The sequence below is a fragment of the Ruegeria sp. HKCCD7559 genome (assembly GCF_013110575.1).
Classification (GTDB): Bacteria; Pseudomonadota; Alphaproteobacteria; order Rhodobacterales; family Rhodobacteraceae; genus Ruegeria.
In genome coordinates this window covers 995,558-1,018,899 of the sequence record NZ_WVQU01000001.1, presented here as the reverse complement: position 1 = coordinate 1,018,899, position 23,342 = coordinate 995,558, and the positions used below count along the sequence as shown (strand labels likewise).

General features: G+C 57.6%; 22 protein-coding genes. 7 read left to right on the top strand and 15 right to left on the bottom strand.

Annotated elements, in window-relative coordinates:
- Positions 1–8: 8 nt before the first annotated feature.
- The 8 genes from GS605_RS05095 to GS605_RS05060 are packed head-to-tail and all read right to left on the bottom strand — an operon-like array spanning position 9 to position 6,436.
- Positions 9–575 carry a YIP1 family protein gene (locus GS605_RS05095; RefSeq protein ID WP_171632402.1) on the bottom strand — a complete coding sequence of 189 codons (567 nt, stop codon included), beginning with the start codon at positions 573–575 and terminating at the stop codon, positions 9–11.
- The gene (locus GS605_RS05090; RefSeq protein WP_171723257.1) at positions 572–1,057 is read right to left on the bottom strand and encodes a YIP1 family protein; all 486 of its coding nucleotides are present in this window, start codon (positions 1,055–1,057) and stop codon (positions 572–574) included. Before GS605_RS05090 ends, GS605_RS05095 begins: the two co-directional genes overlap by 4 nt.
- A complete protein-coding gene (locus GS605_RS05085) occupies positions 1,057–2,337 on the bottom strand; it encodes a SufD family Fe-S cluster assembly protein (RefSeq protein ID WP_171723256.1) in 1,281 nt (426 codons plus the stop codon). Before GS605_RS05085 ends, GS605_RS05090 begins: the two co-directional genes overlap by 1 nt.
- On the bottom strand, positions 2,337–3,092 hold the full coding sequence (gene sufC / locus GS605_RS05080; protein ID WP_171723255.1) for a Fe-S cluster assembly ATPase SufC: 756 nt from the start codon (positions 3,090–3,092) through the stop codon (positions 2,337–2,339). The genes GS605_RS05085 and sufC overlap by 1 nt, the downstream gene beginning before the upstream one ends.
- Before the next feature lie 49 nt (positions 3,093–3,141).
- Positions 3,142–3,345 (bottom strand): hypothetical protein, encoded by a 204-nt coding sequence (locus GS605_RS05075; RefSeq protein ID WP_152458013.1) that lies wholly within the window; start codon positions 3,343–3,345, stop codon positions 3,142–3,144.
- Complete coding sequence (sufB, locus tag GS605_RS05070) at positions 3,345–4,865, bottom strand: Fe-S cluster assembly protein SufB (RefSeq protein WP_171723254.1); 1,521 nt, start codon at positions 4,863–4,865, stop codon at positions 3,345–3,347. Before sufB ends, GS605_RS05075 begins: the two co-directional genes overlap by 1 nt.
- A gap of 18 nt (positions 4,866–4,883) precedes the next feature.
- Entirely contained in the window at positions 4,884–5,927 is a 1,044-nt protein-coding gene (locus GS605_RS05065; RefSeq protein WP_171723253.1) for a cysteine desulfurase family protein, read from the bottom strand.
- Positions 5,928–5,977: 50 nt separating this feature from the next.
- Positions 5,978–6,436, bottom strand: coding sequence for an Rrf2 family transcriptional regulator (locus GS605_RS05060; RefSeq protein ID WP_152458016.1), 459 nt, complete (start codon positions 6,434–6,436; stop codon positions 5,978–5,980).
- 181 nt (positions 6,437–6,617) lie between these two features.
- Here GS605_RS05060 and GS605_RS05055 point away from each other — a divergent pair, with 181 nt between their 5' ends.
- The 6 genes from GS605_RS05055 to GS605_RS05030 all read left to right on the top strand — a co-directional run bounded on the left by GS605_RS05055 (position 6,618) and on the right by GS605_RS05030 (position 12,135).
- On the top strand, positions 6,618–7,271 hold the full coding sequence (locus tag GS605_RS05055; RefSeq protein ID WP_152458017.1) for an alpha/beta hydrolase: 654 nt from the start codon (positions 6,618–6,620) through the stop codon (positions 7,269–7,271).
- Positions 7,271–7,516: a hypothetical protein gene (locus GS605_RS05050; RefSeq protein WP_152458018.1), complete on the top strand. Its 246-nt coding sequence runs from the start codon at positions 7,271–7,273 to the stop codon at positions 7,514–7,516. Before GS605_RS05055 ends, GS605_RS05050 begins: the two co-directional genes overlap by 1 nt.
- The gene (locus GS605_RS05045; protein WP_171723252.1) at positions 7,513–8,676 is read left to right on the top strand and encodes an HD domain-containing protein; all 1,164 of its coding nucleotides are present in this window, start codon (positions 7,513–7,515) and stop codon (positions 8,674–8,676) included. Before GS605_RS05050 ends, GS605_RS05045 begins: the two co-directional genes overlap by 4 nt.
- A 376-nt stretch (positions 8,677–9,052) precedes the next feature.
- Complete coding sequence (locus GS605_RS05040; protein ID WP_171723251.1) at positions 9,053–9,388, top strand: multidrug efflux SMR transporter; 336 nt, start codon at positions 9,053–9,055, stop codon at positions 9,386–9,388.
- Between the two features lie 76 nt (positions 9,389–9,464).
- Complete coding sequence (gene typA / locus GS605_RS05035) at positions 9,465–11,282, top strand: translational GTPase TypA (protein WP_170344229.1); 1,818 nt, start codon at positions 9,465–9,467, stop codon at positions 11,280–11,282.
- 463 nt (positions 11,283–11,745) lie between these two features.
- A complete protein-coding gene (locus GS605_RS05030; RefSeq protein ID WP_171722704.1) occupies positions 11,746–12,135 on the top strand; it encodes a hypothetical protein in 390 nt (129 codons plus the stop codon).
- Positions 12,136–12,209: 74 nt separating this feature from the next.
- On the opposite strand, the gene GS605_RS05025 is transcribed toward GS605_RS05030, so the two are convergent.
- The 4 genes from GS605_RS05025 to recA all read right to left on the bottom strand — a co-directional run bounded on the left by GS605_RS05025 (position 12,210) and on the right by recA (position 17,409).
- On the bottom strand, positions 12,210–12,833 hold the full coding sequence (locus tag GS605_RS05025) for a transglutaminase-like cysteine peptidase (RefSeq protein ID WP_171723250.1): 624 nt from the start codon (positions 12,831–12,833) through the stop codon (positions 12,210–12,212).
- A gap of 371 nt (positions 12,834–13,204) precedes the next feature.
- Positions 13,205–13,492, bottom strand: a complete 288-nt coding sequence (locus GS605_RS05020; protein WP_152458023.1) for a DUF1330 domain-containing protein — start codon at positions 13,490–13,492, stop codon at positions 13,205–13,207.
- A gap of 1 nt (position 13,493) precedes the next feature.
- Positions 13,494–16,166 (bottom strand): alanine--tRNA ligase, encoded by a 2,673-nt coding sequence (gene alaS, locus GS605_RS05015; protein WP_171723249.1) that lies wholly within the window; start codon positions 16,164–16,166, stop codon positions 13,494–13,496.
- Positions 16,167–16,341: 175 nt separating this feature from the next.
- A complete protein-coding gene (gene recA, locus GS605_RS05010; protein ID WP_171632372.1) occupies positions 16,342–17,409 on the bottom strand; it encodes a recombinase RecA in 1,068 nt (355 codons plus the stop codon).
- A 192-nt stretch (positions 17,410–17,601) separates the two neighbouring features.
- On the opposite strand from recA, the gene GS605_RS05005 reads away from it, so the two are divergent.
- Positions 17,602–18,195, top strand: coding sequence for a sulfotransferase family 2 domain-containing protein (locus GS605_RS05005; RefSeq protein WP_171723248.1), 594 nt, complete (start codon positions 17,602–17,604; stop codon positions 18,193–18,195).
- 5 nt (positions 18,196–18,200) lie between these two features.
- Here the strand turns inward: GS605_RS05005 and GS605_RS05000 are convergent, their stop codons facing one another.
- The 3 genes from GS605_RS05000 to guaB all read right to left on the bottom strand — a co-directional run bounded on the left by GS605_RS05000 (position 18,201) and on the right by guaB (position 23,301).
- Positions 18,201–20,492, bottom strand: coding sequence for an ATP-binding protein (locus GS605_RS05000; RefSeq protein WP_171723247.1), 2,292 nt, complete (start codon positions 20,490–20,492; stop codon positions 18,201–18,203).
- 110 nt (positions 20,493–20,602) lie between these two features.
- Positions 20,603–21,760, bottom strand: a complete 1,158-nt coding sequence (locus tag GS605_RS04995; protein WP_171723246.1) for an RsmB/NOP family class I SAM-dependent RNA methyltransferase — start codon at positions 21,758–21,760, stop codon at positions 20,603–20,605.
- A 92-nt stretch (positions 21,761–21,852) separates the two neighbouring features.
- Positions 21,853–23,301: an IMP dehydrogenase gene (gene guaB / locus GS605_RS04990; RefSeq protein WP_171632362.1), complete on the bottom strand. Its 1,449-nt coding sequence runs from the start codon at positions 23,299–23,301 to the stop codon at positions 21,853–21,855.
- Between the last annotated feature and the right edge of the window lie 41 nt (positions 23,302–23,342).

The following is a 23,342-nucleotide window of genomic DNA, read 5'->3' as shown; positions in this document are numbered from 1 at the left end:
CGGTTTTCCTAGACAGGCGCGGCCGGTGTTAAATACAGGACGAAGGGAACCGCAATCAGGGCTGACAACAGAATTACGGCGAAGGACTTCCAAAGGGATCCGAATTGATGCGCTTCGTTCAGGAAATGAAGCGTGATGTAAAGGCTCAGGATCGCCGTCGCGAACAGCATTATCATCATCAGAAACGGCATCGTCAGGCTTAGAACAAGGGTCATGACAAGGGCGACGATTTGCAGGAACTGCAACCACACTGTCAGGACCATCAGATCGTCAAAGCTTGCTTTGCCGCCTATTGCTTTTCCGACGACGAAGAACGCAAGGATGCTCAGCAGCATTGCTCCGGCGGATCGCAGCAAAACAACGGGGATACTTTCGGGAGGCGGTGCGATCTGACCTTGCGGCACGGGGACCGACAAATCGATTCCCAACTGGACGAGACAGTTCAAAACCACTGCCAGCGCAAAGGCCAACCACAACCCTTCCCGCCCCGGTTTCAAGGACAACAACTGGCGGGCGGCTTGGTCGGGGCTTCTGATCGTCAGAACCGCCAGAGCGCCGAGGGAATTGATAGTCATGCAGCGGACCTTTGTACTTGTCTCAGACCGGATAACCAGAACCAGACAAAAACAGCAACCCAGGCGATGCCCACAATTGTCAAAGCAGGCCCGGGCCCTATGAACCCGGCGACCAGACCATTCAACAAGACCAGGGGGGCGGATGCCAACAACGCCCAGAACAGGGCAAGTCGTGCGCCATAAGCAGTGCCCTGCCCGCCCGCCATCCGCGCCGCCCAATAGGAAATCAGCGCCAGCGTGTAGAAAAACAACGGCAGTATGAACACCGACCCCAGCAAAGCACCGCCCAGAAGCATGTTCAGCTCGACGCCTTCAAGATGCGCTTTGCGGGCAAGGCTGGGCATTTGCGCGACAAAGGCCACAACGCAAAACGCCATGACAAACACCAGTGCCCTGTCTTCCCGCTGACCCATTTCAAGAAGCCGGCGCACCACGCGCCCCGGCCCTCGGTATGTGGCCAATATGTCAGACGAGACGGCCATCAGCTACGACGCGCTAGCCACCCTTCCAGACGGCTTACGATCTCTTCCGCCAAGGCGCTGTCTTCGATCTCATCCACCGCTTCGGCAAGAAAGGCCAAAGTCAGCATATTGGTTGCGTCCTTGACCGGCACGCCACGGGACCGCAGATAGAACAGCGCGGTTTCGTCGATCGCACCCGAGGTCGAGCCATGCGAACACGCCACGTCATCGGCATAGATCTCAAGCTCGGGCTTGGCGAGGAACTGGCTGTCATCATCCAGCAGCAACGATTGGCTGATCTGGTAACCGTCGGTTTTCTGTGCGCCTTCCTTCACAAGGATCTTGCCCTGAAACACGCCGGTCGCCCCGTTGCGCAGCACTTTCTTGAACACCTGACGGCTTTCGCAGTTTACCGCATCATGGGTGATGAAAACCGTGTCGTCATGATGGAAGTCTCCATCGCCAACACAGGCCCCGGCCACATGGGCCACCGCGTCATCGCCTGTCAGCTCGACGACCTGCTCATTGCGGGTCAGCACGCCATTCACTGTCAAAGTGAAGGATTTATAGACAGACTCCGTGCCCAGACGGGTAAACATATGGGTCGCGGCCCGGCGTTCATGGTCCCTGCCCTGGGCGCGCACATGGTGCAGCGTGCCCTTGTCGGCGATGTCGATCTCCATGCATTTGTTGAAGCGTGACGCAGCCGGGCCGGTTTCCAGAATGGTGGCCTCGGCCCCGCTTTCCACGCGAATGACGTGGTGCAGGATCGCATCCGAGGTCGGCGATGCATGACGATAGACCAGGTTGATCGGTTTGGACGGTTTGCCGGTGACATGGATGGCCACACCATCCGACGCAAAAGCCGTGTTCAGCGCCGCCAGCGGACGCTGGACCGGAGACTGACCGCGCGTCTCAAGCACGCCATACAGGTCTTTCGCCCAATGAATGTCCTTGCAGCAGATATCCTCGAGCCGGTCGATGGTCACGCCTTCCAGCGTCAGGTCGTCCGACTCTTCGGCGCTGAATTCACCGTCCACGAAGACGATGTTCAGCCGGTCGAGTCCGCTGAACATCAACGGCTCATCATCGGCAAACACCGCAGCCGGAGGCGCGTCTGGCGAGACCAGAGTGTCCGGTTGAGTGTATTTCCAATATTCGTCACGCCGTCCGGGCAGACCAGTTTCCAGAACACGGGCCAGCGCGTCTTCGCGCGCGGCGCGGGTGCATCCCGCGTCGGGCATGGTCAAGGCAGACAGCCGGGCCTCGGTCGCGGTTTGTTTGACTTCGGGCAAGGCCATCAGTTCACCTCGGCAAGAATGTCGGCATAACCGTTGTTTTCAACCTCGAGCGCCAGATCTGGGCCTCCGGTTTTGACAATGCGGCCATCGGCCATGATGTGCACAACGTCCGGCTTGATGTGATCCAGCAGGCGCTGGTAATGGGTGATGACCAAGAACCCGCGACCTTCATCGCGCAGCGCATTCACACCTTCGGCGACCAGCTTCATCGCATCCACATCCAGACCCGAGTCGGTTTCGTCCATGATGCACATCTTGGGTTCCAGCATGGCCATTTGCAGGATTTCATTGCGCTTTTTCTCACCGCCCGAGAAGCCCACATTGACCGGACGCTTGAGCATATCCGCGTCGATCTTCAGCGTCTTGGCCTTGGCACGCACTTCCTTGAGGAATTCAGCGGCGGACAGCTCGTCCTCACCCCGCGCCTTGCGCTGTGCATTCACGGCGGTGCGCAGGAAGGTCATGTTGCCCACGCCCGGAATTTCGACCGGGTACTGGAAAGCCAGAAACACGCCGGCAGCGGCGCGCTCTTCCGGTTCCATCTCCAGCAGGTCTTCGCCATCCAGCGTGGCAGAACCCTCGGTCACTTCGTACCCGTCGCGGCCCGACAGCACGTAGCTGAGTGTTGACTTGCCTGACCCGTTCGGCCCCATGATCGCGTGTACCTTGCCGGCTTCAACCGTCAGGTCCACACCCTTTAGGATCTGCTTGTCTTCTTCTTCAAGCTTCACGTGCAGATTCTTGATTTCCAACATTTTTTATCCTTTTGCGTATCGCAAGGGGCACCGTGGCCCCGAAACCTTCTTATCCCAGCAACTTGCGGATCAGACGCGCGACGATCCAACCCAGGATCGCCCCTCCGCCAACCGCCCAAACCGGGTTGATGAATTCCATGTGGTTGATGTTGACGTAAGCCATACCCAGCAGACCGCCAAGAACCGGCAACGCGTAACCCAGCCAGGTCAACACGTCTTCTTTCCGGATGCCGCTTCGTGACGCCCGCGTCATCAGCCAACCGACCCTTCCAGCGAGATTGCCACCAGTTGCTGCGCTTCCATGGCGAACTCCATCGGCAGTGCTTGCAGAACGTCCTTGCAGAACCCGTTGACCACCAAAGCCACGGCCTCTTCTTCATCCATTCCACGCTGACGGCAATAGAACAGCTGATCGTCATCCACCTTGGATGTCGTCGCCTCGTGCTCGACACGAGATGAGTTGTTTTTGACCTCGATATACGGAACCGTATGCGCGCCGCATTTGTCGCCGATCAGCAAGCTGTCACACTGGGTGTAGTTGCGGCTGTCCTTGGCCTTCGGATGTATCGAGACCAGACCGCGATAGGTGTTCTGCGCCTTGCCCGCACTGATGCCCTTGGACACGATGCGAGACTTGGTGTTCTTGCCCAGATGAACCATCTTGGTGCCGGTATCGGCCTGCTGATAGTTGTTGGCAATCGCGATCGAATAGAACTCACCCTGGCTTTCGTTGCCGCGCAGGATGCAGGACGGGTATTTCCACGTCACGGCCGAGCCGGTTTCGACCTGCGTCCACATCACCTTGGACCGGTCGCCCCGGCAATCGGCGCGCTTGGTCACGAAGTTGTAGATGCCGCCCTTGCCGTTCTCATCGCCCGGAAACCAGTTCTGAACGGTCGAGTATTTCACTTCGGCGTCTTCTTCGACAATGATCTCGACCACGGCCGCGTGCAGCTGCGCGGTGTCGCGCTGGGGCGCGGTGCAGCCTTCCAGATAGGACACGTACGAACCTTTGTCGGCGATGATCAGCGTGCGCTCGAACTGGCCGGTGTTTTCGGCGTTGATGCGGAAATAGGTGCTCAGCTCCATCGGGCAGCGGACACCGGGCGGAATGTAGACGAAGGACCCATCCGAAAACACGGCCGAGTTCAAAGTCGCATAAAAGTTGTCCGACACCGGAACCACAGTGCCCAGATACTTCTTGACCAGCTCAGGATGTTCCTTGATCGCTTCGGAAATCGAACAGAAAATCACACCGGCCTTTTTCAGTTCGGCCTGAAAGGTCGTGCCGACGGACACCGAGTCAAACACCGCGTCCACAGCAACCTTGCGCCCCTCGGCCGGAGCATCCTCAGCACCTTCGACACCAGCCAGAATCATCTGTTCTTTCAAAGGGATACCAAGCTTTTCGTATGTGGCCAGCAGCTTGGGGTCGACATCGTCCAACGACTTGGGTTTCTCTTCCATCGATTTCGGACGCGCATAGTAATACTGGTCCTGAAAATCGATCTTTGGATAAGTGACCATGGCCCATTTCGGTTCTTCCATCTTGGTCCAGCGTTCAAACGCGGCCAGACGCCACTCGGTCATCCATTCCGGTTCTTCATTCTTTTCCGAGATCAGACGAACGATGTCCGGGTTCACACCTTTCGGCGCGTACTCCATTTCGATGTCCGTGTCCCAGCCGTATTTATAGGTTCCGACCTCGCGCACCGCATCCACGGTTTCCTGATCGACACCCTCTTTCACCTGGGTCTGGTCCAAAGCGGCCATAACTTGCCCTCCGTCAGATCACGCGGCGCGCGCGCGATGCTTTTTCTCTTTCTCAAGCCACGTTTCGGCGAAACGCAGCACATCTTCTTCCGTTGTCCGAGGTCCCAGCGATACGCGGATTGCGCTGCTGGCTGTCACCTCGTCGTATCCCATTGCGGTGAGCACCGCGCTGGCACGAACCTTGCCGCTTGAACAGGCAGAGCCCGCACTGACCGCAAAACCCGACAGATCCATCTGCATGACCTGGGTCTCACCTTTCCAGCCGGGGGCGGCAAAACACAGGGTGTTCGGCAGGCGTTGCCGCCCTTTCCCGACAAAAATAGGTGATTTTACAGCAGCCTCAAGAGCGTTTTCTAGAATATTTCTAAATTCCTCGACCTGCTCCCAAACGCCATTGGCCAGATCCCGCATCGCAGCTTCAGCTGCGGCGCCGAACCCTGCGATACCAATGACATTTTCGGTTCCTGATCTGCGGCCCATTTCCTGGCCGCCCCCCTTGATCTGTGCCGCCAGATCGGTTCCGCGTTGCATCACAACGGCACCGACACCTTTTGGACCGCCCAGTTTATGCGCCGAGACCAGAGCCATCTGGGCATTCATCCAGTTGAACGCGACGGGCAGCTTGCCAAAAGCCTGTGTGGCGTCTGTCACGGCCAGGCCGGACGGCAGTGTTTGAACAATCCCCGTCTCTGAGTTTGCCAGTTGCAATGTCGACATTTCAGGCGCGATTACCTGCACGTCTCCGACCTCGGAAACCGTAAGATCCTCATTGATCCAAGATCTTACCGCGTCATGTTCAATCGCCGCGCCGTGCAATTGGCGCCCCGACAATGCCAGCGCCGCACCTTCGGTTGACCCAGATGTAAAGACGATATCCGCCCCATCCGCCCCAAAGGCCGATGCAATTTGGGCCCGAGCGCGCTCGATCAAAGCTTTGGCGGCCCGACCTTCCGCATGAACCGACGAGGGATTGCCGCAGACATCCATCGCCGCAATCATCGCGTCCCTCGCTTCGGGGCGCAGCGGCGTTGTTGCATTGTGATCCAGATAAACACGTTTCATGGATACATCTTTTTGCCGGCAGACTTCATTTCATATACCGCCCGTTCAGATCATTCATCTACAACAGAGAACAGGCTCGGCACGGCCGGGCACGGGGCGAGGTCGTTCTTGATCACATCTGACAAACGGGTTTGATGCAGGAACACATAGACATGCGCGCTGAGACTTTCCCAAAGCCGATTGGTCAATGATTGAGCGCGGCTGCCGGACGAGGCCCCGGACGCGCCTGCCCCTTTTTGCAGCGCATCAACGGTTTCGTCCACGGCGGCCAGAATTTCGACGACACGAATTTCGGATGCCGGGCGTGCCAGTCGATACCCGCCGCCGGGCCCCCGCACGGAAGACACCAAGTCCGCCCGGCGCAGTTTGACGAAGAGCTGCTCGAGATATGGTAACGAAATGTCCTGCCTCTCGGAGATTTCTCCAAGCGTCACCAGTCGTTCCGTCGGCTGGAGCGCAATATCCGCCAGGGCGACCATTGCGTAACGCCCTTTGGTCGACAGCTTCATTCCATGTCCCCTTTCAGCAGGATTTGCGCGAAATCATTGACGCCGACGTTGCCAGTGCGTATCTCCGACTGACAGCGCTGGTATGCGCCAAGCAATGTAATTAGAACCGTTCTAAGGTGCCCGACGATTATCGTCAAGTATATCCGGGCATCGGCACGAAAAAGACAGGACCAAAGCACACATGCCCGAGGTGATTTTTCCCGGACCCGAAGGCCGCCTGGAAGGCCGCTACCACCCGCAAAAGGAAAAAGACGCACCGATCGCCATCGTGCTTCACCCGCACCCTCAGTTCGGCGGGACCATGAACAACAAGGTGGTCTACAACCTGCACTATGCCTTCTACAACATGGGCTTCACCGTGTTGCGCTTTAACTTCCGCGGTGTCGGTCGCAGCCAAGGCGAGTATGATCAGGGCGTGGGCGAGCTGAGCGATGCGGCGTCGGCGCTGGATTACCTGCAATCGATGAACAACAATTCGAAACACTGCTGGGTCGCAGGTTTCTCGTTTGGTGCGTGGATCGGTATGCAACTGCTGATGCGCCGCCCTGAAATCACGGGGTTCATCAGTGTATCGCCCCCTGCAAACATGTATGACTTTTCGTTCCTTGCCCCCTGCCCGTCTTCCGGCCTGATCATCAACGGCACGGCTGACAGGGTGGCGCCACCGGCTGACACGACCTCGCTGGTGAACAAGCTGCACGAGCAGAAGGGAATCACCATCACGCACACCGAAGTGGAAGGTGCAGATCACTTCTTTCAGGATCGTCATATGGACACGCTGATCACCAATGTCAGCGACTATGTGAAACGCCGCCTGACCGAGAACACCCGCTGATGTCCGACACCATCACATCTCTTGCCGCCAAACTGGCCGAAGATACGATGAAGGTTATGGATGAGACAGGCGAAGACAGGTTCTTTGTCGAAGTTGGTGAAGTGCTCGGGGCCGCTTCTCAGTCTCTGGAAGAGGCGTTTCTGACGGAAATTCGTGTTCGGTTGGCTGAGCGGAAAGCCAGGCAGTTCGTGATCAAACGCTTGTCTGCGCATCGCGCAAAGCAGAAGGCGATCGAAAAGCAATGACCGACCGTATGTCGGCGCAAATCGCGTTTCTGAAACGGGCCGACGAACTGAAAATGGTCGAGCGGGCAAATGTCCTGCTTGACCAGTCCAGACCCGAAAATTCGGCAGAGCACAGCTGGCATCTGGCCTTGTGGGCCCTGGTCATGGCCCCGTTGGCAGGGCCGGATGTCTCGATTGATCGGGTCATACGTATGCTATTGCTGCATGACCTGGTTGAAATCGTTGTCGGCGACCACCCAATTCACCTTGAGACCGATTGGACCTCGGTTGCCAAGGCCGAGCAAGCTGCAGCCAAAGATCTGTTTGGGCTGTTGCCAAAGGATCAGGCCGATACGTTTCACGCTGTCTGGCGTGAATTTGAAGAGGATCAGACCGCCGACGCCCGATTTGCCAAGGTTCTAGATCGTTGTCAGCCACTGTTTCAGGTTCTGTGTGCCCCGAACCCCGATCCGGATCACGTGGACATAGCGCGTTCAAATCTCGAAGGCGGTCGCGCCGCCTATCTGGAACAGGTTTTTCCATTGGCCTACGAGCACGCCGCAAACCTGCTGGCTGGTGCAAATACGCAGGCCAACGCGTTTACGCAACGGCTGGCGTTTCTGACCGAAGCTGATCAGCTGAAGTCCGTTCTTCGTGCCTCGCGGCTGATGGCGGGTGATCGTTTCGAAAACTCGGCAGAACACTCGTGGCACATCATGCTCTACGCCTGGGTCCTGGCTGAAAATGCGCCCCCCGGGATTAGTGTTGATCGGGTCCTTCAGATGCTGTTGCTGCACGATATCGTCGAAATCGACGCCGGCGACAATCCGATCCACGGGCAGGTCGATCACGCAGCGCAAGCAGCCAAGGAACAAGCGGCGGCCAAGCGCTTGTTCGGACTGCTGCCCGACACCCTATGCAACACTTTCACTGCCCTGTGGCAGGAATTTGAAGCGGCAGACAGCCCGGACGCCAGGTTCGCCAAAGCCGTTGATCGGTTTCAGACACCTGTCGCCAATCTGGAAACCGGCGGCGGGTCGTGGGTCGATTACAAGGTTACATATGCCCAGCTTGAGGCGCGCGTTCAGCCTGCGATTGCAGCAGGTTCCCCTCGGCTGTGGGATTGGCTGCAACCGCAACTGGCTGCACACTTCCAAAGCGTCGAGGTTGTACACCCCTAGACAGAAAAGAAAAAAGGAGCCCGACGGCTCCTTTTTCCCTGCTAAGCTCTACGTGGTATTTAAAAAACACTACTACCATCAAACTGTTGAACCATGTTGGCTGCTTCAACTTCGACGGACCCCCCGTCAGCAAGCCACCCAATCACCACTATCAGACCCGCAGCAAATATTACGGATTTCGAAAATGTCGTCATAACTCAATACTCAAAAACAAATCCTAAAATACGCTGAGAAGATTACACTAATTCGATTCTCTGAATAGTCAGGTATACCTGACCTCAGGTGGTTTTCTTCCATCTTCAGATTCAAAATTGCCTTGCCCACTCCTTCGGTTTCATGCTCAACGCGGGGTATCTTTCCTGTTTCGAGGATCAAAATGCCCCAAGCGTATCTGTTTCTGATGCTGGCTGTTGTTGCGGAAACCATCGGCACCACGGCCTTGCAGGCCAGTCAGCAATTCACGCGGTTCTGGCCGTCCGTCCTTGTGGTCGTGGGGTACGGAGTCGCATTTTATCTCATGGCGCTGACACTGAAATACATGCCTGTCGGTATCGTTTATGCAATCTGGTCCGGTCTGGGCATCTTTCTGATCGCCGTGATTGGGTTCATCGTGTTCGGCCAAAGGCTGGATTGGCCTGCAATCCTAGGATTGACGTTGATCTTGTCCGGAATCCTGATCATTCACCTCTTTTCCAAGACTGCCGGTCACTGATCCACGGTTAGGGCTGGTATATTTTGTCGCGCCGCGCTATGCGCGCGGCAACTTCCCGTTCAAAGGCTGACCTCTCATGGACCTGCGCAATATCGCAATCATCGCTCACGTGGACCACGGCAAGACGACCCTGGTGGATGAGCTGCTCAAACAATCCGGCGCGTTCCGGGAAAACCAGGCCGTGGCGGAACGCGCCATGGACAGCAACGATCTGGAGCGCGAGCGCGGCATCACCATTCTGGCCAAGGCAACTTCGGTCGAATGGAAAGACACGCGCATCAACATCGTCGACACGCCGGGCCACGCCGATTTCGGTGGTGAAGTCGAGCGTATCCTCAGCATGGTCGATGGCGTTGTCCTGCTGGTTGACGCGGCCGAAGGCCCGATGCCGCAGACCAAGTTCGTGACGTCGAAAGCCTTGGCGCTGGGCCTGCGCCCGATCGTGGTTCTGAACAAGGTCGACAAGCCGGATGCGGAGCCTGATCGCGCATTGGACGAATGCTTTGACCTGTTTGCCAACCTCGGCGCCGATGATGATCAGTTGGATTTCCCGGCCATGTATGCCTCGGGCCGTTCAGGCTGGGCGGATATGGAGCTGGACGGCCCGCGCAAGGACCTGAGCGCACTGTTTGATCTGATCGTCGATCACGTTCCTGCCCCGAAACAGATCGCGCATAAGGGTGAGCCGTTCCGGATGCTGGCTACCACTTTGGGCAGCGATCCCTTCATCGGCCGCATTCTGACCGGTCGTGTGGAAAGCGGCACATTGAAGGCTGGCGACAGCCTGAAAGCCCTGAGCCGCGATGGATCGTTGATCGAAAACTTTCGCGCCTCAAAAATATTGGCATTCCGTGGGCTGGCACAGCAACCTATCGATGTGGCCGAAGCCGGTGACATCGTCACCATCGCCGGCATGAGCAAAGCCACCGTGGCGGATTCTCTGGTTGCTCCGCAGGTCGAAGAAGCCCTGCCTGCACAGCCCATCGACCCGCCGACGATCACCGTAACTTTTGGCATCAATGATTCTCCGTTGGCCGGTCGGGATGGCAAGAAGGTTCAGTCGCGCGTCATCCGTGATCGCCTGATGAAAGAAGCCGAATCGAATGTCGCGATCCGCGTCACCGACACACCCGGCGGCGAGGCTTTCGAGGTCGCCGGCCGCGGCGAATTGCAGATGGGTGTTCTGATCGAGAACATGCGTCGCGAAGGGTTCGAGCTCAGCATTTCGCGCCCCCAGGTTCTGTTCCGCGAAGAAAACGGACAGCGTCTGGAACCCATCGAAGAAGTCACCATCGACGTGGATGATGAATACTCGGGCTCGGTGATCGAAAAGATCACAGGGGCGCGCAAAGGTGAGTTGGTCGAGATGCGCCCCGCTGGGGCCGGCAAGACCCGCATCATCGCGCATGTACCGTCCCGTGGTCTGATCGGCTATCACGGCGAATTCCTGACTGACACCCGCGGCACAGGCGTTCTGAACCGCGTGTTCCATGGCTGGGCGCCGCACAAAGGCCCGATCCCGGGTCGCCGGGCCGGCGTTCTGATCTCGATGGAGAACGGTCAGGCCGTCGCTTATGCTCTGTGGAACCTCGAGGAGCGTGGGCGGATGTTTGTCGGCCCTCAAACGGATGTCTATCAAGGCATGGTGATTGGCGAGCATTCTCGTGACAATGATCTGGAAGTGAACCCGCTGAAGGGCAAGAAACTGACAAACGTACGCGCCAGTGGCTCGGACGATGCGGTTCGCCTGACACCGCATGTTCAATTCTCGCTGGAAGAGGCAATTGCCTATATTGACGACGATGAACTGGTCGAAGTCACACCGAATGCGGTGCGCTTGCGCAAGCGTTATCTTGATCCGCACGAACGCAAGCGGATGGCCAAGTCGGCCTGATTTACCTGGCAGACCGCTGCCGCAATCGGAAACAATTGCCCAAGTGTGGCAATTTTGCGTCCAAACGGACAAAAGATGAAAAACGGACAACCGGGCAATACGCCCGGTTTTCTTCTGAAAACAGGGATGTTTCTTCTTTAGGTTGCATTAATTTTCCCCTACTCCCTCGCTCCACATATTGTGATTGAGACCCGTTTAAGGTGAAAATGTGCCAGTTGTGTGACGTCGTTCATAAACCCCTTCGCTCCGATGGTTCATATGAACACGTAGTAAAGTATCGAGTTTCGAGGAGTTCCAAATGGGTATCCGGTCCCGCAATATCCCGCTGTTTTTTGTTGCTACGACGTTTTTGTTTTCGCCCGCGGGCGAAGCTTTCGCAGCAGGTACATGTACCGTTCAAACAGCCAGACAATCCGCAGCATCCGCACAGGTATTATGTGAGTGCGACGCTGTAACATCGGGCATGATCCGATACATTCAGCGCCGGCACGATTTCGATCAAATTCTGGCGCGTGTCGGAGCTGAATGCACACCACTTGCAGACTTGCTTTCTGATTTTCCAACGGCATCGATCGGCGCAAGTGATCAGCGGTCCGGAGATGGGCCGTCTGATGAGACTGTCGACAGCAGCCCGGCTTTCGGTGGCGGCGGCGGTTCAGGCGGTGGAGCTGGCACCACTGGCGCTGGAGACGGCGGTGGTGGCACTGGCGGTGAAGGTGGCGGCACTGGCGGTGAAAACGAAGGCGGCGGCGAAAACGAAGGTGGCGGCGAAAACGAAGGCGGCGGCGAAAACGAAGGCGGCGGCGAAAACGAAGGCGGCGGCGAAAACGAAGGCGGCGGCGAAACGTTCTAATTGGGAAGCAATATTACCGGTGCAAGATACGATTGCACCGGTATTCAGTTTTTCAAAAAGATTTCCAGGTTTCGTCAGCTATGGCCGTACACACCAACCCAACGTCCGGGCCGATTCGGGTCTTGCATGCGAAGAAACAGGTACCGCGTTGCCGTCCAGGGTTTGATACGGTTTGTGAGGTTGTCCAAAACCAAATCACCCTTGGAAGAGCGATACACCAGCACCGCATGAGGCACCCGACGCGTGTCCAGAACCGTAGCGATCAACAGTTTACTTGGATCGACGCCGGCATGGATCAAATCTCTTTTCTTTAACAGCGCGAAGTCTTCGCAATCGCCACCCCTGGCTGTCGGAAGCGCCCAACGCTCGGTCATCTTGTACTGGGATTGATCGGTGACTTCTCGCGTCGATCTGTTCACGCGCCGATTTACCTGTTCGACAACCTTCAGTTCTTGCTGGCTGGACAGGGATACGGAGCGTTTTTTGGCACAGGCCCATTTGTACTCAGCGCACAGATTGGCCGCCCCTGACGGTGGCGGAGAGGCCGCGACACTTGGGATAAATCCGTTACCGGACGCATGTGCGACGGGGGCCACGGCTAGGGTGCAGACGCCCAAAAAACAGATGCTGAAGGCCCGTACTGAAACCGGCAGAAGTCTTGCACCAAACCGCTTGGCCAGATTTGTGAAGTGTTTCATGCCTGTACCCCAATCCGATGTTCTTCGCACGATTGCACGTCAAACAGGGTCGCATTCCGATTCGTGAAACTATCCGCGAACAACCCCGCCCAGGCAATCACCAAAAAAGTTGAAGGGGAAAAAGGGCGGAAATTCGTCCGTCAATCTGACCTTTTTGCGCAAGAATTTGGGTGGCGCGGCCACAATTCGGGTGCCGATCGCGCAAATACGCGACAGCGTGGCCTGATAAGAGATTGAAATAATGAAAAAATAAACTCAGCCCCCTGTTGACGGGCTGAGTTCCCTTGGCCGAGTGGTGGTATAAGCCAATGATTGCCTATTGGCTGCCCCTTTACCGGGCAAACCGCGCTACACGTCGTGAACGCAGTCGTTCACTCCGTGATTTCAACCACAACCAATTCACGTTCGCTGGCGTCGCGCGCATGACTCAATGCTTCTTGATAGTCATCCGAGTTGTAGCATTCGACGGCTGCTTCTAGCGACGGGAAACGGGCAACAACGTTGCGTGGCCGTTCCTTGCCTTCCAACTGAACGTAACGCGCCGCACGGGCGATGAAAGTGCCCCCGTGCTTGGCAATGGCTGGCCCGGCCAATTCGGCATATTTTCCATACGCCTCGGCATCGGTCACCGTCACGTGTGCAATCCAAAGTGCAGCCATCTTACCCTCCCAAAACCTGTTCTGCAGCCTTGATCGCCGAATCCGCATTCGACGCATCCCGTCCACCGCCCTGGGCCATGTCCGGGCGGCCGCCGCCGCCCTTGCCGCCCAATTCCACTACTGCGGCCTTGACCAGATCGACCGCCGAAACGGTTCCTGTCAGGTCTTCGGTGACGCCAGCCGCAACCGCGGCCTTGCCGCCCGTATCCGCGATGAGCAACACCGCCCCCGACCCAAGACGCGCCTTGTGTTCGTCGATCAATGCCGGAAGATCCTTGCCGGACACCCCGCTGAGGGCCTGCGCTATGAACTTCACACCGTTCACATCACGCGCTTCGGCACCGCCGCCCTGCCCGCTCCCGCCGGCCATCGCCAGGTCTCGACGCAGTTGAGCCACTTCGTTCTGCAATGACTTGCGTTCCTCCAGCAGGCTTTTCACGCGGGCCACCACATCATCCGGCTGCGCCTTCAGTTCCGAAGCCACCTGCGCAAGACGATTATCCTGTGCCGAAAGGTAACAGAACGCTTCATCCCCGGTCAGTGCTTCGATGCGGCGCACTCCGGCACTGCTTGCGCCGTCACCCAGGATGACAAAGGTGCCGATATCACCCGTCTGACGCACATGAGTACCGCCACACAGTTCGATCGACCAGGTTTCGCCATCATGGCCCTTGCCCGTAGGTGCCTTGCCCATCGAAACAACACGCACCTCGTCACCGTATTTCTCGCCGAACAGTGCCTGCGCGCCCAGTTTGCGCGCGTCATCCGGTGTCATGACCCGTGTCTCGACAGCCGAGTTCTGGCGGATGAAATCGTTCACCTCACGCTCGATCTTCCGGATTTCCTCTAGGCTCAGCGCTTTGGAATGGCTGAAGTCGAACCGCAGACGATCCGCCGCATTCAGCGAGCCGCGTTGCGCCACATGGTCGCCCAGCGTTTCCCGCAGTGCTTCATGCAGCAAGTGCGTGGCCGAGTGGTTGGCCCGGATTGCGGTCCGGCGCGCATGATCGACTTCCAGCTCGACAGCATCGCCTTTTGAAACGGCACCGCTGATGACCGTCACCTTATGCGCATAGACCTTCCCATCAGCGAATTTTCTGGTGTCTTCCACTCGGCTGAGGTGATCGCGATCTTCAAGGCGCCGCATCTCGCCAGTATCGCCCACCTGGCCACCAGCCTCGCCATAGAACGGCGTCTGGTTCACCACGACCCAGCCGCTGTCGCCCGCTTCAATCTTGTCAACCAAAGCACCGTCAACAACCAGTGCCACAACCTGAGCTTCGGCTTTCTCGGTGTCATAGCCAAGGAAGTCGGTCGCCCCGGCGCTGTCCAGAACATCGAACCATACCGCCTGATCCGCGGCTTCACCTGACCCGGCCCAGGCAGCCCGCGCCTTGGCCTTTTGTTCGGCCATCGCCGTTTCAAAGCCTTCGGTGTCAACTGTCCGGCCTTTTTCGCGCAGCGCATCCTGTGTCAGGTCCAGTGGGAAACCGTAGGTGTCATACAGTTTGAATGCCGCCTCACCAGACAAAGGCGCCCCCTCGGAAAGGCCGGACACCTCATCGTCCAGCAGCCTCAACCCCCGGTCCAGCGTCTGCTTGAAACGCGTTTCTTCAAGCAACAAGGTCTCTTCGATCAATGGCTGTGCCTGGGTCAACTCGGCATAGTGACCGCCCATCTGTTGAACGAGGGACGGGACAAGACGGTGCATGACCGGATCCTTGGCCCCCAACAGATGCGCATGACGCATGGCACGACGCATGATGCGGCGAAGAACATAGCCGCGGCCATCATTGCTGGGCATCACGCCATCAGCAATCAGGAACGAAGTCGAACGCAGGTGATCCGCGATCACGCGGTGGTGCACGTTCTGATCCCCGTAAGGATCCACGCCAGTTGCATCGGCTGATGCCTCGATCAGTGCCTTGAACAGATCGGTGTCATAATTGTCATGGCTGCCCTGCAACAATGCACCGATCCGCTCGAGACCCATGCCCGTATCGATCGACTGCATGTCGAGCTCGACCATCGAGCCGTCTTCGAACTGCTCGTTTTGCATGAAGACCACGTTCCAGATCTCAATGAACCGATCGCCGTCTTCCTCGGCAGAGCCCGGAGGACCGCCCCAGATGTGGTCTCCGTGGTCATAAAAGATCTCGGTACACGGGCCGCAGGGGCCGGTCGGGCCCATCTGCCAGAAATTGTCGCTGGTGGCGATGCGGATGATCCGGTCTTCGGGAACACCGACCTTTTTCCAGATTTCAAACGCCTCGTCATCGGTATGATAGACCGTTGTCAGCAGGCGGTTCTTGTCGATCCCAAATTCCCTGGTGATCAGCTCCCACGCGAATGGGATCGCTTCGTGTTTGAAGTAATCACCAAACGAGAAGTTCCCCAACATCTCGAAGAATGTATGGTGGCGCGCTGTGTAACCCACATTGTCGAGATCGTTGTGCTTGCCGCCGGCACGCACACATTTCTGCGCCGTGGTGGCGCGCTTGTAGTCACGTGTTTCCAATCCTGTGAACAGGTTCTTGAACTGCACCATGCCCGAATTGACGAACATCAGCGTCGGGTCGTTGCGCGGCACAAGCGGGCTGGACGCCACGACCTCATGCCCCTGTTTTTCAAAGTAATTCAGAAAGGTCGATCGGATGTCGTTCAGGGTTGGCATAGGGCTCTCTCGGCGCACAAAAAACTTGGTCCCCGCAGGTTTATCCCCCTGTCAAACGAGTGTCCACAGCAGAGGCGTGTCCGAACGAAACAAGGCGACCCGGGGGACCGCCTTGTTCATGTAATTTCAACACAACATGTCGGACCGGGAACGTATCGCACCCCGTCAGCGACCGTCAGGCTTCAAGGATGTCATCATCCTCGGCTGCGCCCGGAGGCATGTCGAACTCCAGCCCGTGAGCCGCCCGAATCTTGTCTTCGATCTCAAAGGCAATGCGGCTGTTGTCGCGCAGATACTGTTTGGCATTCTCACGCCCCTGCCCGATCCGTTCGTCGCCATAGCTGAACCATGACCCTGACTTTTCGACCACACCAGCTTTGACACCCAGATCCAGCAGTTCGCCCATCTTGCTGATGCCTTCGCCGTACATGATGTCGAATTCCACCTGCTTGAAGGGGGGTGCAACCTTGTTCTTGACGACCTTGACGCGCGTCTGGTTGCCGACAACTTCGTCCCGGTCCTTGATCGCGCCGATGCGGCGGATATCCAGACGAACCGAGCTGTAGAATTTCAGTGCATTACCGCCGGTGGTGGTTTCGGGGCTGCCGAACATCACGCCGATTTTCATCCTGATCTGGTTGATGAAAATCACCATGCAGTTCGAGCGGCTGATCGAGCCCGTCAGTTTCCGCATCGCCTGGCTCATCAGACGGGCCTGAACGCCGACATTGCTGTCACCCATATCGCCTTCCAGTTCGGATTTCGGCGTCAGCGCCGCAACCGAATCGACCACGACCATGTTGACCGCGCCCGAGCGCACCAGCGTATCGGTGATCTCCAGCGCCTGCTCTCCGGTATCGGGCTGCGAGATCAGAAGCTCGTCCAGATCAACACCAAGCTTTCGCGCATATTGCGGGTCCAGCGCGTGCTCGGCGTCAACAAAGGCGCAGACGCCGCCGCGTTTCTGCTGTTCCGCAATGCAATGCAGCGTCAGCGTCGTCTTCCCCGAGCTTTCCGGGCCGTAAATCTCAACAATCCGCCCCATCGGCAAACCACCAATTCCAAGGGCTATGTCCAACCCGAGCGAGCCTGTCGAACTTGCATCGATGTCCTGTTTGGCGCCTTCGCCAAGCTTCATGATAGAGCCTTTGCCGAACTGCCGTTCGATCTGGGCCAGCGCGCTGTCGAGCGCCTTTTGCTTATCTGCGTTTTTCTTGTCGCTCATTGTCAGAAGATCCGCCATTGTCCTGTCGCCTTCCCTTTTGTCACACCCTTGATCGGGCGGCAATCGCTGCTTTGTTCGCCTCTTGTTCCTTATGGGACCAAAAGAAGAACATTTCAATAAAAACTTACGGGATTTAGTCTTCAGCAATTGTATTAAGAAGTCCTTTACGACAATCTGCGCGCATAGCCGGATGACAATTGGAGCAATTAAATGCTTGTTTTCTATGAGGAACGCCTTGCCTTCCTTGCCGTTCCGAAAACCGGCAGCACGGCTTATCACACGGCGTTGCGGGATCGCGCTGATATCGTCGTCACTCATCCTCCCGAGCTCAAACATGCTCCGGTGCGCAGGTATGATCGGTTCTTCCAGACCATTTTTCGGAAAATGTACGATACCGAGATGGAGATCCTGGCAGTTGTTCGCGAACCCGTTGACTGGCTGGGCAGCTGGTATCGATTTCGCAGCCGCGCCGACCTGATCGGTCACGTCCATTCGACCCGAGACATGAGTTTCGACACGTTTGTGCAGGCCTATATGACAAACCCCCGTCCGGATTTTGCCGATGTTGGTAGCCAAAGCCAGTTTTTCCGTACCCGCAGCAATGGTCGCGGCGCCACGCATATTTTCAAATACGAAAACCAGGACAAAATTCTCGACTTCCTGCAAGCGCGACTGAATATGCAGATCGACCTGCCACGAGAGAATGTATCACCACCGGGTGATCTGACGCTGACGCCCGAAACACGGCAGAAATTTCGCAAAAGACACGTAGAGGAATTCGCGCTCCACGATGCAGCCTTGTAGGGTGCTCAGTTCAGCTGTTGGAAAACCGCCTCGGTCAACTGGGTGAGGGAAAACGGCTTGGGCAGGAAGGTCGAGTTGGCGATCTCGGGTTCTGAATCGCCAAAGGCACCTTCCGTGTAACCGGATACGAAGACCACGCGGGCATCCGGGCGTGATTCCCGAGCTTTACGCACCCAGGTCGGACCATCCATGCCGGGCATGACCACATCCGTTACGAATACGTCGACGTTCAAAGATGGATCCTCCAGAAGCCGCAGAGCTTCCTCGGCCGAATCCGCCTCCAGCACGGTATAGCCCTTGAGACGCAGGGCCCGGGTTGCGAAGGCGCGGACCGGCGCTTCGTCTTCAACCAAAAGCACGACGCCCTCTCCTTGCCGGGCGCTTTGGGTTTCGGGCTGGGCCGGAATGTCCTGTTCAGCCTCTGCCACCGTGGCGCAAACCGGTAGAAAAACGGTGAACTCGGTGCCTCGACCCACCGTGCTGTCGACAAAGATGAAACCGCCCGTCTGCTTGACGATGCCATACGCTGTTGAAAGCCCAAGCCCTGTGCCCTCACCCGTACGCTTTGTCGTATAGAACGGCTCGAAAACCTTTTGCAGTTTGTCGGCGGGTATTCCCACACCGCTGTCCATGACCCTGACCGTAACGTATTCGCCGGGCTGGACGGTCGCCCTGTCCCTGCTGAGCGGTTGCGACAGGTTCAATACCTCGGTCTCGATACGGATCTCGCCCCCGTCTGGCATGGCATCGCGCGCGTTTACGACAAGGTTCATCAACACCTGTTCCAACTGCCGTTTGTCCGCCCGAACCGGCTTTAACACCGGATCATGGCTGAGGGTCAGCAGAACTTTCTCGCCCACCAACCGGTTCAACAAGTGAATGAGATCCGAGATCGTGTCGCGCAAATCCAGAACTTCGGGCCTGAGAGTCTGTTTGCGCGAGAATGCCAGAAGCTGGCTGACTAGCGCAGCGGCCCGGTTGGCGTTCTGATTGATCTGAACCAGATCCCCATAATCCGGGTCATTCTGATCGTGACGCAACAACAGCAGGTCGCAATGCCCGGAAATGGCCGTCAGCAGGTTGTTGAAATCATGTGCGACCCCGCCGGCCAATTGACCCACAGCTTGCATTTTCTGCCCTTGGACGAATTGAGCCTCCAGAGTCTTCAACTCGGTCGCATCATTCAGAACCGCGATCAGACAGATCTTGCCATCGACAACGACACGGCTCAGCGTGACCTGTACGAAGACTTCCTTGTCTTTTCGGGTCAACTGAAGAAACTCGGATCGTTGCGCATCTTCTTGCGCGGCCGTCCGCGCCAGCCAATCCAGAATGGGGTGCCCCATACCCCGCATGATGTCGGCTATGTTCGTGCCTTCCAGGCTTTCATTTCCAAGCAACTTATTCGCCAGCCTGTTGGCATTCAGAATGGTCCCCGCCGGAGACAGGGTGAGAACCGGAACCGGAAGATCTGCAAAAGACGTGCTGGCCCCGGGCGCCGGAGTTTCAATGAGCGGCACCAAACCAAGGCTTCGTTCCTTGCTGGATCGGGAAAGCTCCGTCACAGCGACCGGTATCATTCCGTCCTGTGACTTGATAATGTTTGAGGCTCCGACCCGGGGGTCAGCATCACTGAAGACGTCGCGAACCCGACCGGGACGCAGCCCAAGCAACTTTTTCGCCGCCGGATTCGGGCACACCACATCATCCGCGCATCCGATGGTCAGGACCGGCAGGTTGAGAGACTGCCAGCTTTCCTGTTCTGACTGTTGAAACCGCCAGCAAAAAATGTCGGAAGCCAATTGAAACACGGTTACACTGCTTGTGTTTCCCCTGATCACGCAGTCTTCCCGGGCCCGACCGAATGATCGGGCCTGAGATTGCAACCTCAACAAAATCACCTGAGGCGTCGAGAACGTCGAACCGAGGCAGTTTTCAAGGCTGGCTCCTTTCGCCGCGCCGAATTGTTCCCGCGCTGGTGCGTTGGATGCCAGAATGTCGCCATAGGCATTTGCGATCAGGAAAGGTGACTCGTCCTGTTCTGCAAACGCGGCCATGACGGCAGTGGTTTGTTGCGCATGTCTGACGTCGACCTGGCCTTTGATCACGACGCATAGTGCCACAATCAAAAGCGAAGTTCCCGCGACCATCATGCCCATGGTCCAATCCGGTGGCAACAACCCGACCATGGGGGCAATGCTGATCAGTAATGCCACCGCCACCAACGACCATAGACGAGATGCCGAGGGCGTGTGGACAAGAGATGGGTCGCTGAAAAATTCTACTGTGTCAGACATAAAACGGCTCGGGCGCAAAGTTATCGGCTATAACGGCCAAAATTGGTTAATTCCCGCTTAACGGCGTTCGGAAAGCAGCAATCTACCCTAGGTTGTTATTTGCCAAAAGCTCAGCGCGTCAAGTGCGACGTAAAGAACCCGTCAGATTCGTGTGTAACGTGCCACGTTTTCCGGAAGGTTTCCCGCCACTGGGAAAAGTGATCCAGAAAATCGTCTATGATCGCGCCGTTTTCATCCTTCAGAACCGAACAGGTTGCGTAGGCCAGCAGGCCGCCCGGATGCACCAAAGGCGCAATGTCGGATAAAATACAGGACTGAATGGTGGTGAGGTCCCGCAAGCGATCCTCGGTCAAGGCCCATTTCCCGGCCGGCGCCCTTCGCCACGATCCGCTGCCAGAGCACGGCGCATCAACCAAAACAACATCAAACGGATCAACACCTGAAAGGTTATCGGTGTTGAGGATGGTAATCTTTGCGCCTGCTCGTTCCGCCCGGGTCGGAATATCCTTCATGCGCCCGGCATTCACATCATGTGCAAAAACTTCGACGCCCTCGTGCGCTGCAAGCGCCAGCGCCTTGCCGCCACCACCCGCGCAATAATCCAGAACACGCATCCCCGGCCGCAGATCCAGCGCGGCCACGACCGCCTGGCTTGCAGCGTCCTGAAGTTCGACCAGACCCTGGGCATAGGCCTGGCTTTGGGCAATGCGCCGGGCCCCCTCTGTCACTTCAAGGGCGGTTTGGCATACCTGAACCGGATGGGCGACAATACCCTCGGACTTCAAGGCGTCGATGGCCTCGCCCAGATCGGTTTTTCCCAAGTTGACCCGCAGGTGAACGGGTGCCCGGTTCTGCAATGACATCGCGCAAGGAACCAAGGCATCCTTCAGAGAGTCAACGAACCGAGGCCACAGCCACTCCGGAATGTCATATCTCTCGGCCTCGGACGCGAAATCCCGCGCCGTTTCCGTTTCCTGAACCGGCATCGGAGCGTGACGGTTGCCGGTGAACAACTCGGCCAGATCCCCGCCTGACGCACGGGTCGCACCGATCATCAAACCGCGCCCGGTGTCGGACCCTCCCAACGCAGCGTACGAGCGCTTGCGTCGCAGCGCGTCGAATACGTGATCGCGAATGGCTGCCCGATCCTTCGATCCGGCGAAGCGACTGCGCCGAGCCCAGCCGGTGAGTGCTTTTTCGACCGGCGCGCCAGCCAGAATATCATCCAGAATTTCGATCGAGGCCTGAACACGGGCGGCGGGTGTCATTGTGGAATACCTCGGCGGAAATGGGCCCGGCTGGCCGATCCAAGTGGCAAATAGGCACCCGTATACGGGTGCCATGTGTCTTGCTGGATGGCTTACATGACCCGGTAGTTCGGGCTTTCGCGGGTGATCTGAACATCGTGGACGTGGCTTTCCTTCAGACCAGCGCCTGTAATTTTCACGAAATTGCAGTTCTTGCGCATCTCTTCGATAGTGGCGCAGCCGGTATACCCCATCGCCGCACGCAAGCCGCCAACCAGCTGGTGGATCACGGCACTGGCCGAGCCTTTGTAGGGCACCTGCCCTTCGATGCCTTCGGGCACCAGTTTGTCATTGGCTGCATCTTTCTGGAAATAGCGGTCGGCTGAACCGCGCGCCATTGCACCCAGGCTGCCCATCCCGCGATAGGATTTGAACGAACGGCCCTGATACAGGATCACCTCGCCCGGGCTTTCGTCGGTGCCCGCAATCATCGACCCGACCATGGCGCAGGACGCCCCGGCCGCGATCGCCTTTGCAAAGTCACCCGAGAACTTGATGCCACCATCCGCGATGACCGGAACGTCGCCCGCTGCCGCCGCACAATCGCTGATCGCGGTCAACTGCGGGACGCCAACCCCCGCCACCATCCGTGTGGTACAGATCGATCCCGGGCCGATGCCCACCTTGATCGCGTCGGCACCAGCATCGATCAGGGCTTTGGTCGCTTCTCCTGTTGCAACGTTCCCGGCAATGATCTGAACCTCGTTCGACAGGGTCTTGACCCGCTTTACAGCGTCCAGCACGCCCTGAGAATGACCATGCGCCGTATCGACGACGATGATGTCGACACCCGAATCCACCAATTGCTCGGATCGTTCGAACCCGGCATCCCCGACTGACGTCGCCGCAGCGACCCGCAGGCGACCCAGGCGGTCCTTGCAGGCGGTTGGGTTCAAAACGGCCTGCTCTGTATCCTTAAGCGTCAGTAGACCGGTCAGCTTGCCGCCACCATCCACGACCAGCAGCTTTTCGATACGGCGCGCCCGCATCAGGCTTTTGGCTTCTTCCAGATCGGCCGGTTCCTGTAGCATCGCCAGGTTTTCTGAAGTCATCATCGCGTGTACCGGCGTATCGTCCGAGTTCGCAAAGCGCATGTCGCGGTTGGTCAGAATACCCACCACGCGGCCCTGCTCGTCGACGACCGGAAAACCGGTGAAGTTGTAGCGCTGTACCAGCGCGTTGGCGTCCGCCAATGTCTGATCCACCCGCAATGTCACCGGGTTATAGACAATACCGGATTCAAACCGCTTGACCCGGCGGACTTCGCGGGCCTGTTCTTCCACCGAAAGGTTCTTGTGTACCACACCGATGCCGCCCGCCTGAGCCATGGCAATGGCCATGCGCGCCTCGGTCACGGTGTCCATGGCCGAACTCAGCAATGGGATGTTCATGGTGATTTCGCGCGTCACACGCGTGGTCGTATCCGCGGTTGCCGGCAGCACGGAAGATGCGCCCGGAACCAGGAGAACGTCGTCAAAGGTAAGTGCCTCACGAATCTGCATCTGAATACCCCATGCAAAAGCCCGTTTGGCGGTGACCCTAT

What these genes read in the sequence shown, in the direction of transcription:
- sufB (WP_171723254.1), bottom strand. Translation starts at nt 4,865, where the DNA reads ATGGCCGCTTTGGACCAGACCCAGGTGAAAGAGGGTGTCGATCAGGAA.
- GS605_RS05095 (WP_171632402.1), bottom strand. Translation starts at nt 575, where the DNA reads ATGACTATCAATTCCCTCGGCGCTCTGGCGGTTCTGACGATCAGAAGC.
- GS605_RS04995 (WP_171723246.1), bottom strand. Translation starts at nt 21,760, where the DNA reads ATGACACCCGCCGCCCGTGTTCAGGCCTCGATCGAAATTCTGGATGAT.
- GS605_RS05090 (WP_171723257.1), bottom strand. Translation starts at nt 1,057, where the DNA reads ATGGCCGTCTCGTCTGACATATTGGCCACATACCGAGGGCCGGGGCGC.
- guaB (WP_171632362.1), bottom strand. Translation starts at nt 23,301, where the DNA reads ATGCAGATTCGTGAGGCACTTACCTTTGACGACGTTCTCCTGGTTCCG.
- GS605_RS05075 (WP_152458013.1), bottom strand. Translation starts at nt 3,345, where the DNA reads ATGACGCGGGCGTCACGAAGCGGCATCCGGAAAGAAGACGTGTTGACC.
- GS605_RS05020 (WP_152458023.1), bottom strand. Translation starts at nt 13,492, where the DNA reads ATGGCTGCACTTTGGATTGCACACGTGACGGTGACCGATGCCGAGGCG.
- GS605_RS05045 (WP_171723252.1), top strand. Translation starts at nt 7,513, where the DNA reads ATGACCGACCGTATGTCGGCGCAAATCGCGTTTCTGAAACGGGCCGAC.
- GS605_RS05055 (WP_152458017.1), top strand. Translation starts at nt 6,618, where the DNA reads ATGCCCGAGGTGATTTTTCCCGGACCCGAAGGCCGCCTGGAAGGCCGC.
- GS605_RS05005 (WP_171723248.1), top strand. Translation starts at nt 17,602, where the DNA reads ATGCTTGTTTTCTATGAGGAACGCCTTGCCTTCCTTGCCGTTCCGAAA.
- GS605_RS05050 (WP_152458018.1), top strand. Translation starts at nt 7,271, where the DNA reads ATGTCCGACACCATCACATCTCTTGCCGCCAAACTGGCCGAAGATACG.
- GS605_RS05000 (WP_171723247.1), bottom strand. Translation starts at nt 20,492, where the DNA reads ATGTCTGACACAGTAGAATTTTTCAGCGACCCATCTCTTGTCCACACG.
- GS605_RS05030 (WP_171722704.1), top strand. Translation starts at nt 11,746, where the DNA reads ATGATCCGATACATTCAGCGCCGGCACGATTTCGATCAAATTCTGGCG.
- GS605_RS05060 (WP_152458016.1), bottom strand. Translation starts at nt 6,436, where the DNA reads ATGAAGCTGTCGACCAAAGGGCGTTACGCAATGGTCGCCCTGGCGGAT.
- sufC (WP_171723255.1), bottom strand. Translation starts at nt 3,092, where the DNA reads ATGTTGGAAATCAAGAATCTGCACGTGAAGCTTGAAGAAGAAGACAAG.
- GS605_RS05065 (WP_171723253.1), bottom strand. Translation starts at nt 5,927, where the DNA reads ATGAAACGTGTTTATCTGGATCACAATGCAACAACGCCGCTGCGCCCC.
- GS605_RS05025 (WP_171723250.1), bottom strand. Translation starts at nt 12,833, where the DNA reads ATGAAACACTTCACAAATCTGGCCAAGCGGTTTGGTGCAAGACTTCTG.
- recA (WP_171632372.1), bottom strand. Translation starts at nt 17,409, where the DNA reads ATGGCGGATCTTCTGACAATGAGCGACAAGAAAAACGCAGATAAGCAA.
- GS605_RS05040 (WP_171723251.1), top strand. Translation starts at nt 9,053, where the DNA reads ATGCCCCAAGCGTATCTGTTTCTGATGCTGGCTGTTGTTGCGGAAACC.
- GS605_RS05085 (WP_171723256.1), bottom strand. Translation starts at nt 2,337, where the DNA reads ATGGCCTTGCCCGAAGTCAAACAAACCGCGACCGAGGCCCGGCTGTCT.
- alaS (WP_171723249.1), bottom strand. Translation starts at nt 16,166, where the DNA reads ATGCCAACCCTGAACGACATCCGATCGACCTTTCTGAATTACTTTGAA.
- typA (WP_170344229.1), top strand. Translation starts at nt 9,465, where the DNA reads ATGGACCTGCGCAATATCGCAATCATCGCTCACGTGGACCACGGCAAG.